Raw genomic sequence first — 19,852 nt, 5'->3', positions numbered from 1 at the left:
ATTCCTCCTATGCCTGTTTGATCATGCAGTACTGCTTCAGATCAAATCCTTTTTTCTGTACAATGCCGTATAATTTAAATCCGAATTTCTCATACATGGAAACATTTGCCGGATTATGGGTTTCCAGAGAGATCATCAGCTTATGCCTGTCCGCATAATCGATCACCTCATCCATCAGCTTTTCAGCAAGACCGTGATGCTGCATCTTCGGCGCCACTGCCAGATAGATCACATGAAGCCTTTCTGCTGTATGAAGCTGGGAAGTCCAGCTGGAATTCAGATAGTCTTTTCCCTGGATGAATTTCCGCAGGGTCGCAAGACTTGGATCCTCTTTGATCAGATAGCCATCTGTTTTCAGAAGGGCAAAAAAATCCACCATCAGATTATGTAAGGCTGCTTCATGCTCCGTTCCGTCGGATACTACCAGGATACTGTTCAGCTCACTGCTGTCTGCATAGATCTCGCAGGTCTCAAAAAACTCCGTAAGATCACAGGTAAAAAGCTCCGGCATCAGCCGTTCTCTGGTATCCCTGTCCGGGATCAGTGCATGATACAGAGGATCCTCCGAAAAACATACGGTCAATATCCGGATCAGCTTATCCAGATCTTCTTCTTTCACTCGGTATAAATTATGGCTTTCCATTCTTTCCTCCAGGTATGGTTTTATTCTGTTCCTTTTTCAAACATATCACTGACCTCGCAGATCAGATTCCTGAGCTTTTCCACTGCACGGATCAGATATTCAATATCATCCGCATAATAACGCTTCTGTCTTTCCCAGGCTTCCTTGAGGCTCTGCTTTTCTGCCTCCAGGCTGTCACCCGGCTTCTTTTCCTTCAGGCTTTCCACAAGATCATAAAGGTTCTCATGGTGGATGATCCTGCCCTTTCCCCACATCAGGCGATCCGGGGACTGCTTCAAGATATATTCCGTAAAATGATAAAAGACTTCCCGCTCAAACTGAAAGGCATAACAGTTGTTGTCAATACTGTAAAAAGCCTCCAGCGCAGGTGCGATCTCTCTTTTTTCCAGATATCCCATCGCTTTCTTCAGTGCATAAAGATTGTTCTGCACTGCCTGCTGCGGAAAGATCACATTGTCATCCCAGTCCAGACGTACCAGATAATCCTGGGATTTTCGGAATACACCGAGAAGCTTTTCGGTAATGGCATCGGCTTTTTTCCAGTCACGTTTTTCTTCCGGAAGGCTGTTGAAGCGCCGTACCTGCTCTGCAAGGATGGCAGCCGCTTTTTTTGCCTCTTCTGTTTTTTTCAGAAGGAGTGTACTGTCGGCGCCGGTCTGCATACACAGATCCGTATCCAGGGTCTTAATACTTTGGTCCAGTACCCGCCCGAAATCCATTGGCGGCAGAGCAAGGCTGTCAATAGCCAGAAGAAGTTTCAGATAAAATTCATGATGGAATCTGTATACCTCTTCCTCATAAACATCCTGGTTATCGTATTGGGAATGATAATAATTTTCCATAAAGGGACCACCGCTGAAATCATTGACCATGGACGGGATCCCGGAAATAGCCATGGTAAAATCATCAGACCAGGTTTCAATGGGATACAACGTGGTCATGCCCTCCGGATAAATCCCCTCCGGCATCTGCACAGCATCCACGAAGCTGCGCACAAAATCCGCATACTCATAGGTACATCGTACTGCATCTCTGGTACTGTGTGCATGAGCCGGAAGCTCAAAATTCAGATCTGCGATCACGTGCCCCTGCCACTCCGGTCTCGCCTCAAATACCTGGCGGTAAGCACCTGTGGACCAGTCATATTTTGTGTCGGAAATCCCCCATTCTTCTGCTGCAAGAGCACATACCACAATAGTATGGCGAGGTTTATAGCCACCACGGAGCAGCGCCCTGGCAATTCCAATGATCATGGCCACTGCCGCATTATCGTCCTGAAATCCCTCAAAATAGGAATCATAGTGAGCACTTAACAGGATCATGGAATCCGAATCGGTTCCCGGGATTTTGCCAACGATATTGTAGGTATACTGGTCTTTGAGTACCTCTGTGTCCGCATCAAATTCCACGGAAAGCTCCGGAACACGATTCCCATTCTCATTTTTTTCCTCCATCAGCTGACGGATCATAAGAAAATCTGCCCGTGACATGGAAAATGCAGGCGCACAGGAAGGTCCTGCGATATCCTGTGCATTCAAAGCCGTATCATCGATCTGTGCGTATCCTCTGCTCTGTACGGCGATCAGAGCTGCTGCACCCTTCAGGTGTGCCTGATACACCGGGTAGTTGATCCACCATTCTTCTCTCTGATTGATCTCGATAAGAACCAGCTTTCCTTTCACATCGATATCCTTATATTCGTCAGCTGTACCCTTTCCAAGATATACCAGATCAAACCTCTGAAAGCCATTGGTCTTAAAATCTGTCTGATATGCGCCAAGCTGGATCTCCCGGCAGGTTCCCTCTCTGTCATGGCAGCGCATCACCGCTTTTTTAAATTTCCATGCATCCACACGGATCTTATCTTTTTCTACCTGTGTGAGACCGGCTTTTTTCATTTCTTCCAAAAGCATATCTCCGGTTTTTCGCTCTGCCAGGGAGCCTGCTGTACGGTATCCCAGAACCGGATTTGTTTTTTCCTGTTCCATGTGCCTGGCCAGATCATAAGATTCTTTTATATTCAGGCATGAAACACATTTCTCCACGATGTTCAAATTTACTGTCATCCCTTTCTCGGCAGTTCCCTGCCGGCAGTTCCGTCCTCCCGGCAGAGATATTCCTCTAACTGTTATAGATTATACCTTATCAATGTGCGGATTTCCAGATAAAAAAACGCGATTTGTTCTGACAAAAAATCCATCTCACAAATCACGTTATTATAATTTCTTTTTAGCCGGAATACCGAAGCGCATCAATAGGCTTCCTGGATGCTGCCTTGTTAGCCGGATACAGGCCAAAAAGCACACCGATCATCAAAGACATGGTGTTGGTGACACCGAACATGGCTTCCATGATCTCTGACTGATCCACAATGGAAAAAGCGTCTTCGTCCTGCTCAAAGCGTTCCATCAGGAGCTCTGTAAACGCATTTTCTGCCGGCTCCAGGCTATCCTCATCTGCTCCGGATGCGTAAAACATGGTCACATCCAGTACATTATCCGCAAGCCTGGTCATAGTAGAAAACGGGATGATCACCATAAGCCTTTTATGCCGTCGTTTCATTTTCCTTAACCTCCAAATATGCTGTGTATGTTCTCTCTGTTTTAAAAATATTTTTAAAAAAATGTGTAAAGTCTTTGTGTGATCTGTGAAAACCCGGTGAAAAAGGTATGATATTTTTCATATGCAAATACAAATAATTAATTATATTTTCTGTCTGTTGCCATTATTTTTTGTATATATTAAATATTATTTCAAAAATTATATATTATTTTCTGGTATTTTTTACCGAAATATGTTATAAAAGAAGTAAGAAAAACTACCGGAAATCAGATATTCCTGCTTCCGGTCCGAGATAAAGGAGGTATCTTTATGGCAAAACGTATTATCACCATCAATCGTATGTTTGGAAGCAACGGACGCCTTATCGGCAAGACTCTGGCTGAAAACCTGGACATCGGTTTTTATGATAAAGAACTGATCGACATGGCTGCCAAGAAAAACAATATCCCCTTCGACACCCTAGCAAAGGTAGACGAGAAAAAAGCCAGTCAGTGGGTATTTCCCGTTGACAGTGAGCTGCAGTTTACAGATAATTTCTCTTTTGTACCAATGAACGATGTGCTCTATGATCTCCAGAGAAAGATCATCCTGTCCCTTCCGCAGAGAGAGGACTGCGTAATTGTCGGCCGCTGTGCAACCAGTATCCTGAAGGATAAATCACTTAAACTTTTTATCCATGCACCTTTTGAGGAAAGAGTTCAGAATGTGATACGCCGTACCGGCAGAGAAGAAGCCAGCGCACGGAAACTGGTCAAAAAAATGGATAAAGAGAGAAAAGCTTACTATGAATACTTTACAGACAGCAAATGGCTGGATATGACACAGTATGATCTCTGTATTGACAGCAGCCGGTTTTCTATGGAGCAGATTATTGAGATTGTAAAGAGATGTCTTTAGGATTCTTTTTTTCTGAAAATTTTTTTCTGAAAAATGTTTTTACGCTTTGGAAGCGTAAGTGAAACCGCAGGGGAGGGGAAGCACTCGTAGTTGCGAAAGGCCGTTTCCCCTCCCCTGCACCCCTTCCCTCAGGCCCCGCTATGAACCGTACGTTTTGGTTATGTTACGTTGTTGACAGGGTGATGGATTCTGCGTTTGTTTAAGACGCCAGACTGTGCCAATCTCATCGGCATAACACCTTTCAACAAGAAGACGTATCCTTCCCACCATTCCAACACATTGAGCAACACCAAAATATTTATTGACCAGACGCTATTCTTCCCACACCTCCAACTGCGGACGCTCAACTCATCAAAACGTAAGGACAGGACACCACGCGTCCGCTTCCACCTCTCCGTCTGAAACGTCAGCCGGGGAAGTGACAGTCCTCCGGGCTGCTACGGAGGAGGGGTGATGATGGTTAGGTTGCGGGAGACGGCGTTATTGCGGAAGGGCCCAGCTGTTTGAGCCGAAGGCGAGTTCTGGGCCCTTCCGCAATGGTTTTAGCCGGCTCACGGAACCTTAGCAGCATCCCCCGACGGAGTCCGGCCCGGAGGACTGTCACTTCCCCGGCGTCCGTTCGCCAATATACCCCTTCAAAAACTCATATATATCCCCCTCCAACGGCGGACACCCCTCCACATAATTCTGAAACTTACAGGTACAGTGTCCCACACCAAGCACTCCCGTCTTACCACGATACCCCTGTCCGATGCAGATCTTTTCATCCAGCTTCTCAAAAAGCCCCTCTTCCTTCAACATCTCCAATGCCGGGATCAGATACCCGTAGCAGGCACTGCAGGATTCCACTTCCTCCACGGCATCCGCAAGCTCCACAACCTTTCTGGATACCGGCATCCTCTGATCCGCACCATCCTCCAGAAATCTGACATCTGCTTTAGAAATATCTGAGCAGCCCACGCCAAGCTCACCTGCCAGCTTCACATAAGGAACCTCAGCTACCTCATAATGCATCATCTGACACACATATGCATCCACAAGAACCGGATCACAGGCAGCCATCACCCGGTTCATCACGACAGGATTTCCGCCATCCTCAAAATCCAGATCCCCGCAGATATTATCCACAACAATAAAGTCCTGCTGTATCCCCATATTCAGATGAGCAATGGGTTTATGAAGCCCCAGAGAATGAAACCGTCTCTTTTCCTTATTTGGGATCAACCCCTTCATATTCTTAAGGGCACAGGTGATCTTTGTCTGACAATGGCCTTTCAGAACTGGCACATTGATCAGAAAATCAAGCTCCTTTACCCGCTCACAGACATTCAGCTCCATTCCGCCGCAGTCCACAGAAATACCCTTATCCTTCTGCATATCCCAGAACGGCACCTGATACTCTTCCTCAAGCCTGTCAAAGCCACAGGTCTCAAAAGCCTCCCTTGTCTTATCTCCTACCCAGGATCCCTCCAGCATCACCATATCCCGGAAGCCATGCTCCTTCAGATACTCGATAATTCCTGCAACCACTTCCGGATGAGTCGTTGCACCCCAGGAAGCCTCTGAAGGAGAAACCAGATTCGGCTTGATCCCGATTTTTTTCTTTCTGTCCCCGATATGGGACTGAAGATCCGCTTTTTCCAGAAGCTCCTTTGTCATTCTTTTATATTCCGTACCACTGGTAATAAAAATCTGATTTTTATCCATAATTATCAAAATTCCTTTCTTTCTGCAATGTGAATGTTGATCCAGATCCACACCAAAGCCCTGCAAAGCTTTTATCATCAGATAAGCCAGACAAAACAGCCGACAAATACAGCAGTCATCACAATCATCACAATCATAAAAAATACCCTCTCTACCGGTTTCCCGGTAAAAAGGATATTTTATCCGACACAGCAGTCTCGTATTATCTTTCGATCTTTGCCCCGTTCCACCATGGGAATTCTCGGTTCAGCCATTTTCCTGCAAGCTCACTCCATGGTTCACAGGCTCTTGCGATCCCTCTGCCGTTTTCGTTGGCAGTCAGCTCATTTGCCAGGCCGATCCCATGGGGTCCCTGCGGAAAAACATGATACTCCACTGGAATGCCCTTTTTATAGAGTGCCTGAACAAAGAGAAGTGTATTATCCAGCAGCACCGTCTGATCCTCAAAGGTATGCCAGATAAAGGTTCTGGGTGTATCTTCCGTAACCTGAAATTCCAGAGACATCCGATCTTTCAGCTCCTCATAACGATCTCCCAGAAGATTTCGAAAGCTTTCTTCATGACCAGCTTCCCCTGAAGTGATCACCGGATAATTCAGGATCATGCCATTGGGACGGATCCTCTCGTTTTCCATTCCCGTGATCCCGGCAAGCTCCTCCGTATTCCAGAATACTCCCAAAGAAGCTGCCAGATGGCCACCTGCCGAAAAACCTGACACAATAATCTTATTTTTTTCAATATGCCACTTATCGCTGTTCTCTCTGAGAAGAGCTACTGTTTTTGCCAGCTGACGGAGGGCCACCGGATATCTGGCAGGTGCCACACTGTAACGAAGCACCACTGCGTGATAGCCCATTCCCATAAACCGGACAGCAATGGCTTCTGCCTCTCTGTCTGAAGTCATGCCATAAGCTCCGCCCGGACAGATCACTATGACCGGACGCTTCTGTCCCGGATAGAGTTCTTCCGACTCCTGCCAGAAATAGGTCTCTATCCATGCCTCATTATAGTCCTTTGTTTTTTCTTCGATCACAATTCTTTCGTTGATCATTCCGACTTTCCCTTCTTCATTTCATTACTTCTCTGATCGCTGCAAGAAGTTCATCGTACTCTTCGTAAGCAGGAATTTCCGGATGATCTGCACGGATCTGTTCTGTACTGCGGAAGAGGAAGCCTGCTTTGCTTGCCTGGATCATTCCGAGATCATTGTAGGAATCTCCACTTGCGATAGTCTCAAATCCCATGGACTGCAGTGCCTTCACAGTTGTCAGCTTGGATTTTTCACAGCGCATCTTAAAGCCTGTGATCTCTCCGTTCTCTGCCACTTCCAGGGAATTACAGAAAAGTGTCGGCCGTCCAAGCTTCTCCATCAGCGGAGTTGCAAACTGTGTAAAGGTATCACTGATCAGTATCACCTGGGAAAAAGATCTCAGCTCATCCAGAAATTCCTTTGCTCCCGGAAGGGGATCGATCTTTGCAATAGTCTCCTGGATCTCTTTCAGTCCCAGACCATGCTCCTTCAGAATTCCAAGTCTCCAGTTCATCAGCTTATCATAATCCGGCTCATCACGGGTTGTTCTCTTGAGCTCCGGGATTCCGCTTGCCTCTGCAAATGCGATCCAGATCTCCGGTACCAGTACACCTTCTACGTCCAGACATGTAATATACATCTTTCATATCCTCCTCTTGATCCAACTTACCGTTGATATTTCACAGAGTCTGACTCCTTCCGGCTGTCAGAACTCTTTAATCTTTTAGCGCTTTACCCTGATATTACCATATGCTCTCAAGGTCTGTAAACAGTTTTATTTTTTCTTCTTTTCCGATTCATAGATCTTCAGCTCTTTCAGTGCTTTTTCCCCAAGAGGATACAGCATGAAAATATTAAAGATCGTCATCAGGCCGATTCCTACATCTCCCAGATCCCATACAAATGTGTAAGCCGCGATCCCACCGATAAACAGCATCACCAGTGCCAGCACCTTATATCCTGTCTGTGAACCCCAGTTATCACCAAAAAGATAAGCCACATTGCCTCTTGCATAAAACAGGATTCCCAGGAATGTGGAAAAGCTGAACATAAACAATGTTGCAGCAATAAAGATCACTCCAAACTGCCCCATATGATAATGCATGGCAGTCTGAAGAAGTTCCATTCCGGAAAGCCCCTGTACCAGATCTTCCGGGGCCAGAAGCATGATCATAGCTGTACAGCTGCAGATCACGATCGTATCCACAAATACACCCAGGGCCTGGACAAATCCGGCTTTTACCGGACTGTCACATTCTGCTGCCGCTGCTGCACAGGGAGCGGAGCCGCTTCCCGCCTCATTGGAAAAAAGGCCTCTTTTTACTCCGTTCATCAGCACGACGCCAAATCCGCCGGCAACAGCCTGACGAAATCCGAAAGCTTCTTCAAAAATCCGTTTAAATACTCCCGGCATACTTCCAAGATTTGTAAATATAATAAATAGCGTGATCACAAAATAAAGCACTGCCATCACCGGCACCAGAAGATCCAGAACTTTAACCGTTGCATTCTTCCGAAGCACGATCACAGCTGCGATCACTACCAGCACGATGGTAGTATACAGCGGCGGAATATCAAAAGCATTTTTGAAAGACGCCGTGACGGAATTGCTGATAACCTGACTGATCCCACACCAGCAGATCAGGCCGGAAATGGCAAACAGAACGGAAAGCAGAACCTTTTTTCGTTTTCTGCCCTGTTTTTCTTCCCAGTAGCGGTGGATATAGTAGGCAGGACCGCCCCTGTAGCCACCATAAAGAGGATCCTTTTCTTTATAGAGCTGTGCCAGGGTTGCTTCGATAAAAGCAGTGGAGGAACCGATCAGCGCCGTGATCCACATCCAGAATACCGCTCCTGCACCTCCTGCCGAGATCGCAGCTACCACACCGACCAGGTTTCCCATTCCCACACGGGTAGCTGTAGATACGATCAGCGTCTGAAATGCTGAAAGATTATTTTTGTCACTTTTCTTTTCTGACAGGGCTCGTACCATATCCGGAAAAAGACGGATCGGCAGAAGCTTTGTCCTGATGGTAAAATAGATACCGGTCGGAATCAGAAGCAGGATCAGAAGTGAGATTCCCAGCGTACTTCCTCCCGGAAGCGGGATCCTTATCAGATCTCCCCACAGAAATGTATAGACCTTTTCGATCATTGTTACTATCATGTTACTGTTTCCTTTCCCCAATCACCCCATGTGATCGTTTTGTTCTCTTTTTCTGCCCGTTGTTTGTATTTATTTCTGCAACGTTTTAAACGGGCAAAGCGTATCTTTCATTATAATAGCTTTCTGTTTGTATGTAAAGAAAAATCCCGAATCTTTCGATCCGGAATTTTTTTGTATTGGTAACTTTTCTGTTATTCGACAGATTTCTGATATCTGTCTGTTTTTATGAGCATAGCTGCATTTTACTCTCAGCCAGCCAGGTGGAACATCTCGATCAGGAATATCCAGCTCATTCCATAGTATGTTATCACGGCTACAAGGTCATTCATCGTAGTGATCAGAGGACCTGAGGCTACTGCCGGGTCCACACCAACCTTTTTGAAAAACAGCGGTATGCAGGTTCCCACTGCACTGGATACCAGCATGGCCACCAGCAGGGATAATCCGATACAGCCGGATACCGCATAGGCAAATACGAGTGTTTTTCCTTTGAATAAGAAAATATACAATCCGATCAGTACAAAAGACAGAATACCGAGCAGACCACCGTTGCAAAGACCGATCCGCATTTCCTTCAGCACAAGCTCTGCTTTCTGTCTGCCCGTCAGCGTCTCATCCATCAGTACACGGATGGTTACAGCCAGGGACTGGGTTCCAACATTTCCTGCCATATCCAGGATCAGAGACTGAAAGCACATGATGATCGGCAGACAGGTAACTACTTTTTCAAACATTCCCACAACAGAAGATACCACCATACCAAGGCCCAGAAGAACGATCAGCCAGGGCATTCTTTTTTTCATGCTTTCAAAAAGAGGTTCTTTCAGATCTTCCTCTGCAGTCAGACCGGCCAGCTTTGCATAATCCTCTCCCATCTCATCGTCTACCAGATCGATGATCCCTGCGGATGTGATCACTCCAAGGAAACGATTGTCATCGTCCAGTACAGGAATGGAATCTTCAGAATAATCCTTCAGCCGTTCCATACAGTCGTCGATCTGCTCAGTACCATACACATATGGATAGGAAGTTACGATCAGCTCTTCCATAGGGTGGTCCTGTCTTGCTGTGATCAGATCCTTCAGATCCAGGGCTCCATAAAACTCCCCTCTGTCCGTCACTGCAAAGATCGTAGAAATATTATCATTATCTGCCGCCTGGGAAATCAGCTCACTCATGGCCTGCTTTACGGTCAGATTTTCACGAATCACAATGCAGTTCGTTGTCATTCTGCTTCCGATCTCATCCTCATCAAAGGAGCGGATCATTTCAATATCTTTCCGCACCTGTTCATCCAGAAGCTGGATCAGAAGCTTGCGTTTTTCTTTATCGATCTGCTTTAAAACATCTGCCAGGGCATCGGTTTCCATTTTGGAAAGAATGGCTGCCGCTTTTTTTACATCCATCTCTTCCAGATATTGTACAGTTTCTTCTTCCTCCAGATATTCAAAAACATCTGCCAGCATACTGCTTTCCAGGATACGGTATAGTCTGCTGCGCTCCGCAGTGCTTAATTCTCTTAATACTTCCGCCAGATCGTTTTCGTGGAAATCCTGCAGCCTTTCACTTAAAACTGCCGGAGAAACACTGCTTCGGATCAGACTCAGAATATCTTTTGAAAAATCCTGATTTCTTTTTGTCATTTTCTCATCCTCCTCACATAGTTTCGCACAAAACACGCACACCAAAAACAGACATGTTAAAGCATGTCTATGTGCTGTTTGATTTTCGATTGTGTTTCCTTGGGATTTGAGTATAAAGCGAAATGAATTTATACATGATCGCCTTACTGTAAGATTCTCAGAATGAGAAGAATGAAAAATATATCTATCATAATCCTGCTGAAATTATAATGTAATAATACCGTACAGATTCTGATGACACCGATACATCCTGTCAAATATATCCTTCTGATATATAGATATAATATTCCCACAGATATTCCGTACACTTAAAACAGAATGGAACAGCCTCATCCCTCTCTGTTTTTTCCATCTTTCACTCCGAGAGCTACAACTTCGCCCATGAGAATCACAACTGTCCATTCTGTTCACCTGCCTTTTTTCTTAAAATATCTTATCAACCCGGCCATTATAACGTTCCCAGCCGGGTTTTGTCAACCGGATTTATGGTTAAATTTATTGTAAATCCGGTTGAAATTTTATGTTTTACAGAGGTGGATGTTTATGCAGCAGCATTTGCGTTGATCGTATCAATGACTTTTTTTATTCCAAGCCAAACACCCATATCTGTAAAGATTTCCGAAATGCCCCCACGATCCGTAAACGGAGATTCCAGCAAAACAGAAAGATCTTTCATCATTCCATTATGAACAATATACTCAATGATCTGATTTACAAAATAAATCTGCCTGCTGTCCAGATTTACATCCTCAAGATACTTTGAAAAAGCTTCCTTTGCTGCATTCATATCAAGACCTACCATTTCTCTGACAAATTCTCCCAATGGCTTTCTGCCAAATTCTGCTTCATAATCCTCTTTTGTACCAAGCTCTCTCCAGAGAATTTTTTCCAGTTCATCTACATCTTTTTCTGTAAGTGGCTGATTCTTTTTCAGCTTTGATATCACATAATTATCCTGATGCTGTCGGACATAATATTCTACTCGTACTTTATAATTTTCCAGATCATCGTTTTCCAATTCTGCTTCTTTCCATTCCGTTGAAAGAATTTCGTCTGTAAAATTGGTCATATATTTATTCCTGCTCTTATCCGGAATATACTTCATAAGATCTCTCAGATTTTTCCTGATATTTTCAAATTCATCAATTCCTGCATTTTCCACATAATCTGTATGCAAAATCTGATTGATCAGCTCTGTCTGTGCCTGAATCTCCGGTATATTTGCCACTCCGGCAATTCCGGAAACCTTTTTTAAAAGATCTTTTCGCGCACTTGTATATTTCTTTCCAACCAGAGATGCAAGTTCTATTCCATACATAAGTGCATCAAAACGTACTGCTGTTACTTCATCACTTTCAGGCAAAATCAAGGGTGCAACCTCTTCCCGTACAAGTAAAGTATCTTCATAAGTAAGCATCTGATAGTTCGACTCTTCTGAATATAATTCTACATATTTCAAATGTTGGCGAACTGTAAAACTATCTCTTGGGAGCTCTTTTACTTTTTCAGTCATGTGCTTTACAAGTGCAGTCCTGTACGCAGTTAATTTATCTGTCTGATATTTAATATCCTGAAGCTTGTACGAAATCTCAAACTGAAGATTAAAAACTGCACTTTGCAACGCCATCAGATTTGCGCTTGCTTTTCCTTTATTCATTCGGAAAAACTCAAAATTTCCACAAAAATCAAAAATGTAAAACTTTTTCTTATCTTCCCCATCCAACAATCCCGGGCATAGTCTTGTTCCTCGTCCGATCATCTGCCAGAATTTTGCTTTACTCATAACTTTCTTAAAGAATACAAGATTAAGAACTTCAGGTACATCAATTCCGGTATCTAACATATCTACAGAAATTGCGATCTGCGGTAGTTTTTTCGGATCTGAAAACTCATCAATTGCACTCTGTGCATATTTCATTCTGTTATCGATCACCATAGCATAATTCTTTAAATGCGGATATTCCTTATTAAAAATCTCAAGGATTTTTTCCGCATGATCATGATTTTTCGCAAAAATAATTGTTTTTCCAATCTTCTGTCCGTATTCAATTTTAATTCCATCACTCATCAGGACATGAAGAATTTTTTTAATGGTATCTTCGTTAAAAATCCAGGTATTCAATGCAGCCGAATTTATCGCTTCCGGAAGCTTTCCATTTTCGTCTTCAAAAGTATTTTCATAAATTTCTTTATCTGCTTCTGAAAGTTCATCATATACAATTCCCTGATCAATAAATTTCACCCTGGATTCTACCGAAAGATAATCAACCAGATATCCATCCTTAACCGCCTGCGCCAGATCATATCCATAAGTGGGATCTCCGTTTGCCAGTTCAAATACTTCATATGTATTTTTGTCAATCTCATCTTTCGGTGTTGCAGTAAGTCCTACAAGCAGTGCATCAAAATATGTAAAAATATCTTTATACTTATTATAAATAGATCTGTGCGCTTCATCACAAATGATCAGATCAAAATGACCACAGGTAAAAACTTTTCCTTCTTTATCATTTATCGTATCAATACAGTTTATCATGGTCTGATATGTGGAGAAAACACATCGCGACATATAATTATTCTTTTCTTCAACCAGATTTGTACAGGAAAAATTCTGCATCCAGTTTACAAAACTTCTTTTCGCCTGTGTTACCAGTGAATTTCTGTCCGCCAGAAAAAGTATATTCTTCACCCAGCCCGCATCAACCAGTACCTTGCACAAAGCCATTACTGTTCTGGTTTTTCCGGAACCTGTGGCCATAACAAGCAGGGCTTTTCTCCGATTCTTTTCATCAAAGCTCTGGCATACTGCTTTTATCGCGGCTTCCTGATAATAGCGTTCTGCTATCTTTTTATCTACAGAAATATTTTGCAGGCTTGTACGCATACTCAAAAGGTTAAACCATTTCTCCAGATCCCGTTTGGAATAAATAACTGAACATTTTCTTTCCGGATATTGTCCGTCTATGATCCGGGTTTCAAAACCATTGGTAAGGAAAATTACCGGACGCCGTTTGTATTCCTGTTCCAGCAGATCTGCGTAAAGTTTCGCCTGCTGCCTGCCCTCAGCAATATCCTTGCAGGTACGTTTTGCTTCTATAATTGCCAGAGGTTTATTCATATCATCATAGAGAACATAATCAATACGTCCAATCCCTGATTTATTCGGCATTCCTGTCACAGTCATCTCATTTAACCAGTCTTTTCCCTGTGTCCATCCTGCATCAATAAGCATGGAATCTATGTAAAGTTTTCTGGTTTCATATTCAGACAGATCCAGAGGTTTCGGAACATATGTCTGCTGCTGTTTCTCGTGGCGTGCGGACAGTTCTTCCCTGAGAAAAGTATTTTCTGCCATCAGTTTTTGTAGATCCAGTTCCTGCTGGGCAGTTTTTTCCTGTTCTTTCAGAAGTGTTTCCTTTGTTTTTCTGGCTGTTTCCCTGGATGCCTTTGCCTTCTCAATTCTGCCATCAATAATCGATTTGTCAAATGGATGTTCCTGATACTGTTCTCCATAACAATATGCAACGTAATCTAAAAAAATCGACAGATTTTCAAGACAGAGCATCGCTGCATCTCTGCCAGGTTTTTTATTACTATGTGCCACACTATTTCCACATCTGCGGATATAATCCATCCGTTTCCAAAGATCCGGTCCCACTAACTGTCTGAATTCCTCTGTATTCATCAAAGTGTGAAGGTTATCCTGGTACGGAATCTGCAAACTGTTCTCCACAGAATACAACCATTTCACAGCAAATTCCATAGCCCGCCGGCTGTTAAGAATACTCGCATCCGGATCTGCCAATATAATTTTCTCTGCAGAGATGGCAACATTCGCAAATGCAGAGAATTTTGATTCATTTTTTAAGTAATCAAAGTTTGTTACCATTGTGAAACCTCCCTCTTTTACTTTCACTTTACATTGACAATAAATTCATTACCAAATTAACCATAATATCTTTTTCTTTTGGATCTGACTCTGCAATCATCAATGTAATTGCTACTAATGCACCATCACTTATCCTTTTCTGTCCATCTTTGTAGAGTACATCATTGCGAGCTAAAAATTCCAAAAATAACGATGCAGCAATTCTCTTACATCCATCAGCATAGGGATGATCTTTTATCATAAAATACAAAAGATTAGCGGCTTTCTCTTCTAAAGAAGGATAAACCTCTCCTCCGAAAACATTTTGGTAAATTGCTGCAAGAATACCTTCAACTTTCCCCGTTTCTTTTTCAACACCAAAGACATCCGAATGAAATGAATCTTCCATTGCATTCACCATATTTCTACAATCCTCGTATGTAATTCTGTATATGGCTTTATTTCCTGCAGGCTTTTTAATCGACTGGTGATCATACTGGTCTAATAACATCAAGGCATTTGTATATAAATCAACAGCTTTTAGCACCTCTGCTTCATCTATTTCCAAAGTACATGCAAGCATTTTGGTTTGAATATTTACTGTTCTCTGTAAGGCTTCTAATCTTTTTTTATTGATTGCATAGCCTTGTAGGATATACTGTTTCAGAACATTATTTGCCCATTTTCTAAATTCTACACCTCTGTTAGATTTGACTCTATAGCCTATAGAAATAATCATATCTAAATTATAATGTTCTACTTGATACACTTTTCCATCTGAAGCAGTTGTCGCAAAATTTGCGACAACTGAATTATCCAGTTCTTCTTTTAATGCATTATTAATATGTTTACCAATTGTCTTTACATCTCTTCCAAATAATTTAGCTAGCTGATTTCTATTAAGCCATACGGTATTATTTTTGACAGACACAGTTAATTTTATTTCCTTATCAGCAGTTTCAAATAAGATTATTTCATTTTGCATATTTAACCCTCTTCTGAAAATATACCATTGTAAATTTCATCCCCCCTCGTAGTAAGTAATTTCTCTCACGTATCTCCGTAAAACATTTCTTTTGCTTTATTTCACTTTCTCGATTGTAACGTGACATATATAATTCCATTTTCTATAAAAGCTGATTGATAAATTTTGATTTGTTGACTTGTTTGACAAACCTAATAAAGTCCCTTTGTAACTCAATAGGCGGTATGACCTGCTTGTATGCTTTCATTATTGCTGTATTCAAATTAGGTTGCGTTCCTGCTGGAGCTATTGCTCTAAAATGCTCTGTCATTTGATTTAATGCTTGCAATAAAAATACCTTATCAAGTCTTTCATCTATACCTTCCATTGCAAGCCAACCATCGTGAATACATCCGTCAAATGTAATAATTCTTGCAAACCCAAGCGACACCCCACAATTTGCAAATATCAAACTCCCTGCTTTTACAAGTCTGCTCTTCTTTACCCCCTCTTGGATAATATGTTCTTTTGTTGAACTTAGATATATATTATCTCCATCAGTGGCATCACCTATCTTAATCCAAGGAACATCTCCACCTAAGAACTGTTCTATCGGTCTTGGTGAACCACCTCTTACTATGGTACAAAGTTCACCTAATGGCTCACACTCCCAATGCTTGTCATTAATATTAATATCACCAAACATCTCGACAAATCGGGCTTTGATAAGTTCATCCAGTTTCTGAAGTTCTTCTTTTCTTGCTTGAATAACTCCATATACTCTTTCTAATATTTCTGAAAACTCTATCTGTTTTTCCAAAGAAATTTCTGGAATCATAATCTCTTCAAGCACTTTTCGACTAATAGCCTTAAATGTACTTCCTGTTCCTTTGCTGTTTAATTCAGCATTTTTTCCTTTAAGCAACCAAAAGATAAACTCTGGTAAAGCCTTTGACTTATCAGGTGTTAATGCTGCAAGTCCTCGACCTATACAACAATTTTCCCTTGCATAGTTCATTGCTCCAATAGGTGCTCTTACAGAAATAAGAATGTCATTTGGAGCTGCCATTTTCGTTGGCTCTGAACACCATTTTCTTGTAACAGGATACCTTGCACCAAAATCTGCATTTCCTTGAAAGAATGGAACACCATCACCAGTATCGTTATAACTCTTTGAATCAGGTGACTGTCCCATATTAATAGCACAGACATCTTTTAGCATCACATAATTCATTTATTCACCCCTACAAACCCGAATTTGAATAAAATTCAGCTCATAAATTTCTGATGAGATGTTTTGACATTGTTTTGATTCACCATCGCATACTGCATCGTTGTATCAATTTGTGAATGTCCTAATATTTTTTGCACCTGTTCTATTGGCATTCCTTTATCTATTGCTCTGGTTGCCATGGTTCTTCGAAATTTATGGGGATGAATGCGTTCCAAATCAATTCGTCTTCCTAATTCCCTTAAACGAATTTCCACTCCGCTTATTTTTAGTCTGTCATGCGGTGCATCCAGGGTTACAAACAATGCAGAATTATTATCTTTTCGATGATCAATATATTTTTTTAAATGCACCTTCGCTTTTGCATCAAAATATACACGCCGCTCTTTGTCTCCCTTTCCGTATACAATGCACTCACGCCCTTCCAAATCAATGTCATCAACATTCAGATTTACCAGTTCACCTACTCGTATTCCTGTAGAATATAGCAAATCTATAATTGCCAGATCCCTGATTTCTTTGCAGTTATCTCTGAGTTGTTCAATCCCTTCATCTGTAATAACGCTTTTTATTACCGTTTTAGTTTTAATCTTATGAATCCGTTTCATAGGACTTTTTAAAATATAATCTTCTTCCTCCAACCAGGAGAAAAAGCTGGAAATGTTTCTTCGAATGTTATCCACCGTAACATTTGAACATTTATTATTCTTCTGATATTCTGCCAGATATGTCCGTATTTCCTCTGTTGTGATCTTCCTTACAGATGTTTCAATATGGGATAGCAAATGTTCTACCGTAACTTTATAATATTGAATGGTTCTTTCTGAACAGCCTTCTATTTTCTTTGCATCCAAAAACATTTTAAGAAAATCCGTATTGGATATTTCCACTTTATCAGTTTTCTTCTCTGCACACACCTTCAAAATTACTTCCTGAAGCTTTTTCATCTGTGTAATTGACAGATATTCTGACATTTCATTTAATATTTTTACTACTTTTTCTTCCATACTGGCATACTCCTTTCAAAATATACCAGCATCCTTCAACCATTTTGTTTATAGCATTTTGTTTTCCCGATACGATTCAAATATATATGACGGATTTTCGTAATATACACTGCTGTTGTAGTCATCAATCTTTGCACTGATAAAGGAATTGTATACTTTTATTAAAGCTTCTATAATTCCAATACCCTCATCTGCAGCAACCATTTTTATCAGCCGCTTATATACTTTTCCAATGTCCCAATGTGATGGAATGCTGTATTTACAATCACCCACATTGTCAAAATCTCCTTCTTTTATTCCTGCTTCTTCGATAAAATCATCGCTGACTCTGTCAATGTTGTCACAATGGTAAATATCTGCCAGGTCATAGATTTTATCAATTCTCTGCTTTCCAAGTTTATTTACAACGTCTGCCCGTGTATTCTTTGTTTTCCTGGCAATGTAATCGATCAGGCTGCATGTGTAAAATAAATCGTTATCTTTTTTGCTTTCACGTCCTTCTCCTGCCATTTATAGCACCTCACAATCTCTATACTTCAGGCATTTCAATGATTCTTTGGAACAAAATGCTATCTGATGAGTTGGATACTTGAACTTTGCCAGAACCCAGAACTGTTCTCTGGTAATCGTACCGTCCATATAATCAGAAACAAAATTATAAATCTGATCATCTGCCATTGCGCCGATTACAATATCATATTCATGATTTTTCCCGCTCCGACATGCAATTATAAAATCCAGCCATTCTTCTGTCATATCTTTGAATTCTTTTATTTTCAGATCCGGTTTTAAATACACATCATATACAGATACGACCTTCGTGTCATATCTCCTGGCCCATCTTTGAGCCTGTTCTTTTATAATCGTACAGTAAAAACCAGTTCCAAAATCTTTTGTATTACGACCTTTTCTGATTTCCGTTTTCTCTACAGCCTGATATCCACCATGGTACACCGTCATTATCGCCATTCAGCTTCTCCCCTTTCTAGCCAAAGTATTGTTGCATCAGACTATCGAATAACTTTTGTGTTTCATCCAGTGCTTTTTGCACTTTAACTTTTGATTTGTCGACTTGTTTGACGAAGTCGGAAAACTGTTCCTGCAAATCCATCGGTGGAATAATAAACTCTTTTTCCTCAAGCTTCGATTTAGACAATATACCTTTTAATGCCATATTTATATCTTCCACAAGATAATCCTTGGACATCTGAAGCAGCACATACAAAAACAAAATATTGTATTGTTCAGGTACTACTGCATTAATCTGCTGGTTAAATGCCACTGTTCTATCTGTAATGCAAACTCTACCAATACTTGCTATACTTCCAGCAATACAAGCCATAAGAATAGAATCCTTTTCAACTGTACGTCCAACATTCATACCCTTTTCAGACAAACTCTCTGTCGCTTGAGTTGGATTAAGAATTCCAGAAACAATATTATCTGTCTTTATCCATTCTATATAATCACCATAATATTCTGCTATTGCTCGTGAAGGTGTATTGCCAGTAATAACTTTGCACGTATCTTTTAACATCTTCTTCTCGAATCCAAACGGATTACTTCTAGGGTCTCCAAACAGCTCGACAAATCGGGCTTTAATGATGTTATCCAATTCAAGCAATTCTCTTTTTCGAGAGTCAATCACAAGCTTACATTTGTCAAGGATATTAACAATTTCATCTTGCTTTTTTCTATTTAAAACAGGAACCGGATACTCCGCTACACATTTAGGCTGCGCTCTTGTTAAAGATCCTCCTATACCAGTTATCTCACTTGTCATAAATTTTTGAAATTTTGGTGTTCTAAAATACCACGCTAAAAACTCAGGATTGTATTCACTATTTCTTATCACTATCCATTCTGATGAAGCAATATTTTGTTTACCTGACTCATCAGAAACCACCCAAACTCTGTTAATTCTTGGATTAATCTTACACAGCAAAATATCATTTTTCCGAACTATTGCTTTATTCGATGCAATTTCATCTCCGCGCAAATACTCAGGATGTCCTGTTGCATAAATAGGAACACTATACATTTCAAAAATAGTATCAGGTGTTTTGGCTGGATTGATACTTTTACTCTTATATTGATTTATATATTTTAATTTAGTATATTCCATCTACATCA

Annotated in this window: 16 protein-coding genes; 1 reads left to right on the top strand and 15 read right to left on the bottom strand. The window is 41.4% G+C overall.

Annotation, left to right across the window (positions count from 1 at the left end; genetic code table 11):
• Window positions 1–7: 7 nt before the first annotated feature.
• The 3 genes from LKD46_RS03390 to LKD46_RS03380 form a co-directional block, all read right to left on the bottom strand.
• Window positions 8–643 carry a GNAT family N-acetyltransferase gene (locus LKD46_RS03390; protein ID WP_015524714.1) on the bottom strand — a complete coding sequence of 212 codons (636 nt, stop codon included), beginning with the start codon at window positions 641–643 and terminating at the stop codon, window positions 8–10.
• Between the two features lie 20 nt (window positions 644–663).
• A complete protein-coding gene (locus tag LKD46_RS03385; RefSeq protein WP_199579952.1) occupies window positions 664–2,709 on the bottom strand; it encodes a M28 family peptidase in 2,046 nt (681 codons plus the stop codon).
• Window positions 2,710–2,872: 163 nt separating this feature from the next.
• Complete coding sequence (locus LKD46_RS03380) at window positions 2,873–3,205, bottom strand: ABC transporter permease (protein ID WP_110102169.1); 333 nt, start codon at window positions 3,203–3,205, stop codon at window positions 2,873–2,875.
• 309 nt (window positions 3,206–3,514) lie between these two features.
• On the opposite strand from LKD46_RS03380, the gene LKD46_RS03375 reads away from it, so the two are divergent.
• Complete coding sequence (locus LKD46_RS03375; RefSeq protein WP_015524710.1) at window positions 3,515–4,102, top strand: cytidylate kinase-like family protein; 588 nt, start codon at window positions 3,515–3,517, stop codon at window positions 4,100–4,102.
• Between the two features lie 600 nt (window positions 4,103–4,702).
• Here the strand turns inward: LKD46_RS03375 and LKD46_RS03370 are convergent.
• From LKD46_RS03370 to LKD46_RS03315, 12 genes are all read right to left on the bottom strand, one after another.
• The gene (locus tag LKD46_RS03370; RefSeq protein ID WP_173762295.1) at window positions 4,703–5,809 is read right to left on the bottom strand and encodes a DUF362 domain-containing protein; all 1,107 of its coding nucleotides are present in this window, start codon (window positions 5,807–5,809) and stop codon (window positions 4,703–4,705) included.
• A 202-nt stretch (window positions 5,810–6,011) separates the two neighbouring features.
• Complete coding sequence (locus LKD46_RS03365) at window positions 6,012–6,860, bottom strand: alpha/beta hydrolase (protein WP_118752953.1); 849 nt, start codon at window positions 6,858–6,860, stop codon at window positions 6,012–6,014.
• A 16-nt stretch (window positions 6,861–6,876) separates the two neighbouring features.
• Window positions 6,877–7,479 (bottom strand): bifunctional phosphoserine phosphatase/homoserine phosphotransferase ThrH, encoded by a 603-nt coding sequence (gene thrH, locus LKD46_RS03360; protein WP_227573803.1) that lies wholly within the window; start codon window positions 7,477–7,479, stop codon window positions 6,877–6,879.
• A gap of 135 nt (window positions 7,480–7,614) precedes the next feature.
• Complete coding sequence (locus tag LKD46_RS03355; RefSeq protein WP_015524707.1) at window positions 7,615–9,006, bottom strand: alanine/glycine:cation symporter family protein; 1,392 nt, start codon at window positions 9,004–9,006, stop codon at window positions 7,615–7,617.
• A 248-nt stretch (window positions 9,007–9,254) separates the two neighbouring features.
• Entirely contained in the window at window positions 9,255–10,649 is a 1,395-nt protein-coding gene (gene mgtE, locus LKD46_RS03350; protein ID WP_227573802.1) for a magnesium transporter, read from the bottom strand.
• A 541-nt stretch (window positions 10,650–11,190) separates the two neighbouring features.
• Window positions 11,191–14,538, bottom strand: coding sequence for a DEAD/DEAH box helicase family protein (locus tag LKD46_RS03345; RefSeq protein WP_227573801.1), 3,348 nt, complete (start codon window positions 14,536–14,538; stop codon window positions 11,191–11,193).
• A gap of 28 nt (window positions 14,539–14,566) precedes the next feature.
• Window positions 14,567–15,502 carry a virulence RhuM family protein/type II toxin-antitoxin system death-on-curing family toxin gene (rhuM, locus tag LKD46_RS03340; protein WP_021651421.1) on the bottom strand — a complete coding sequence of 312 codons (936 nt, stop codon included), beginning with the start codon at window positions 15,500–15,502 and terminating at the stop codon, window positions 14,567–14,569.
• A 142-nt stretch (window positions 15,503–15,644) separates the two neighbouring features.
• Window positions 15,645–16,715, bottom strand: coding sequence for a restriction endonuclease subunit S (locus LKD46_RS03335; RefSeq protein ID WP_227573800.1), 1,071 nt, complete (start codon window positions 16,713–16,715; stop codon window positions 15,645–15,647).
• A 35-nt stretch (window positions 16,716–16,750) separates the two neighbouring features.
• The gene (gene xerA / locus LKD46_RS03330) at window positions 16,751–17,719 is read right to left on the bottom strand and encodes a site-specific tyrosine recombinase/integron integrase (protein WP_227573799.1); all 969 of its coding nucleotides are present in this window, start codon (window positions 17,717–17,719) and stop codon (window positions 16,751–16,753) included.
• A gap of 48 nt (window positions 17,720–17,767) precedes the next feature.
• Window positions 17,768–18,229 (bottom strand): hypothetical protein, encoded by a 462-nt coding sequence (locus tag LKD46_RS03325; protein ID WP_227573798.1) that lies wholly within the window; start codon window positions 18,227–18,229, stop codon window positions 17,768–17,770.
• On the bottom strand, window positions 18,230–18,688 hold the full coding sequence (locus LKD46_RS03320) for a DUF3990 domain-containing protein (RefSeq protein WP_227573797.1): 459 nt from the start codon (window positions 18,686–18,688) through the stop codon (window positions 18,230–18,232).
• A 16-nt stretch (window positions 18,689–18,704) separates the two neighbouring features.
• A complete protein-coding gene (locus tag LKD46_RS03315; protein WP_227573796.1) occupies window positions 18,705–19,844 on the bottom strand; it encodes a restriction endonuclease subunit S in 1,140 nt (379 codons plus the stop codon).
• Window positions 19,845–19,852: the final 8 nt, after the last annotated feature.

The organism is Blautia fusiformis, assembly GCF_020686995.1.
Lineage (GTDB): Bacteria > Bacillota > Clostridia > Lachnospirales > Lachnospiraceae > Blautia_A > Blautia_A fusiformis.
Note: the sequence above shows the minus strand (reverse complement) of the source record. Positions and strands in the feature narration are given on the sequence as shown.

Bases quoted from the DNA above. Each gene is read 5' to 3' on its own strand.
- LKD46_RS03390 (WP_015524714.1), bottom strand. From the start codon at position 643: ATGGAAAGCCATAATTTATACCGAGTGAAAGAAGAAGATCTGGATAAG.
- LKD46_RS03385 (WP_199579952.1), bottom strand. From the start codon at position 2,709: ATGACAGTAAATTTGAACATCGTGGAGAAATGTGTTTCATGCCTGAAT.
- LKD46_RS03380 (WP_110102169.1), bottom strand. From the start codon at position 3,205: ATGAAACGACGGCATAAAAGGCTTATGGTGATCATCCCGTTTTCTACT.
- LKD46_RS03375 (WP_015524710.1), top strand. From the start codon at position 3,515: ATGGCAAAACGTATTATCACCATCAATCGTATGTTTGGAAGCAACGGA.
- LKD46_RS03370 (WP_173762295.1), bottom strand. From the start codon at position 5,809: ATGGATAAAAATCAGATTTTTATTACCAGTGGTACGGAATATAAAAGA.
- LKD46_RS03365 (WP_118752953.1), bottom strand. From the start codon at position 6,860: ATGATCAACGAAAGAATTGTGATCGAAGAAAAAACAAAGGACTATAAT.
- thrH (WP_227573803.1), bottom strand. From the start codon at position 7,479: ATGTATATTACATGTCTGGACGTAGAAGGTGTACTGGTACCGGAGATC.
- LKD46_RS03355 (WP_015524707.1), bottom strand. From the start codon at position 9,006: ATGATAGTAACAATGATCGAAAAGGTCTATACATTTCTGTGGGGAGAT.
- mgtE (WP_227573802.1), bottom strand. From the start codon at position 10,649: ATGACAAAAAGAAATCAGGATTTTTCAAAAGATATTCTGAGTCTGATC.
- LKD46_RS03345 (WP_227573801.1), bottom strand. From the start codon at position 14,538: ATGGTAACAAACTTTGATTACTTAAAAAATGAATCAAAATTCTCTGCA.
- rhuM (WP_021651421.1), bottom strand. From the start codon at position 15,502: ATGCAAAATGAAATAATCTTATTTGAAACTGCTGATAAGGAAATAAAA.
- LKD46_RS03335 (WP_227573800.1), bottom strand. From the start codon at position 16,715: ATGAATTATGTGATGCTAAAAGATGTCTGTGCTATTAATATGGGACAG.
- xerA (WP_227573799.1), bottom strand. From the start codon at position 17,719: ATGGAAGAAAAAGTAGTAAAAATATTAAATGAAATGTCAGAATATCTG.
- LKD46_RS03325 (WP_227573798.1), bottom strand. From the start codon at position 18,229: ATGGCAGGAGAAGGACGTGAAAGCAAAAAAGATAACGATTTATTTTAC.
- LKD46_RS03320 (WP_227573797.1), bottom strand. From the start codon at position 18,688: ATGGCGATAATGACGGTGTACCATGGTGGATATCAGGCTGTAGAGAAA.
- LKD46_RS03315 (WP_227573796.1), bottom strand. From the start codon at position 19,844: ATGGAATATACTAAATTAAAATATATAAATCAATATAAGAGTAAAAGT.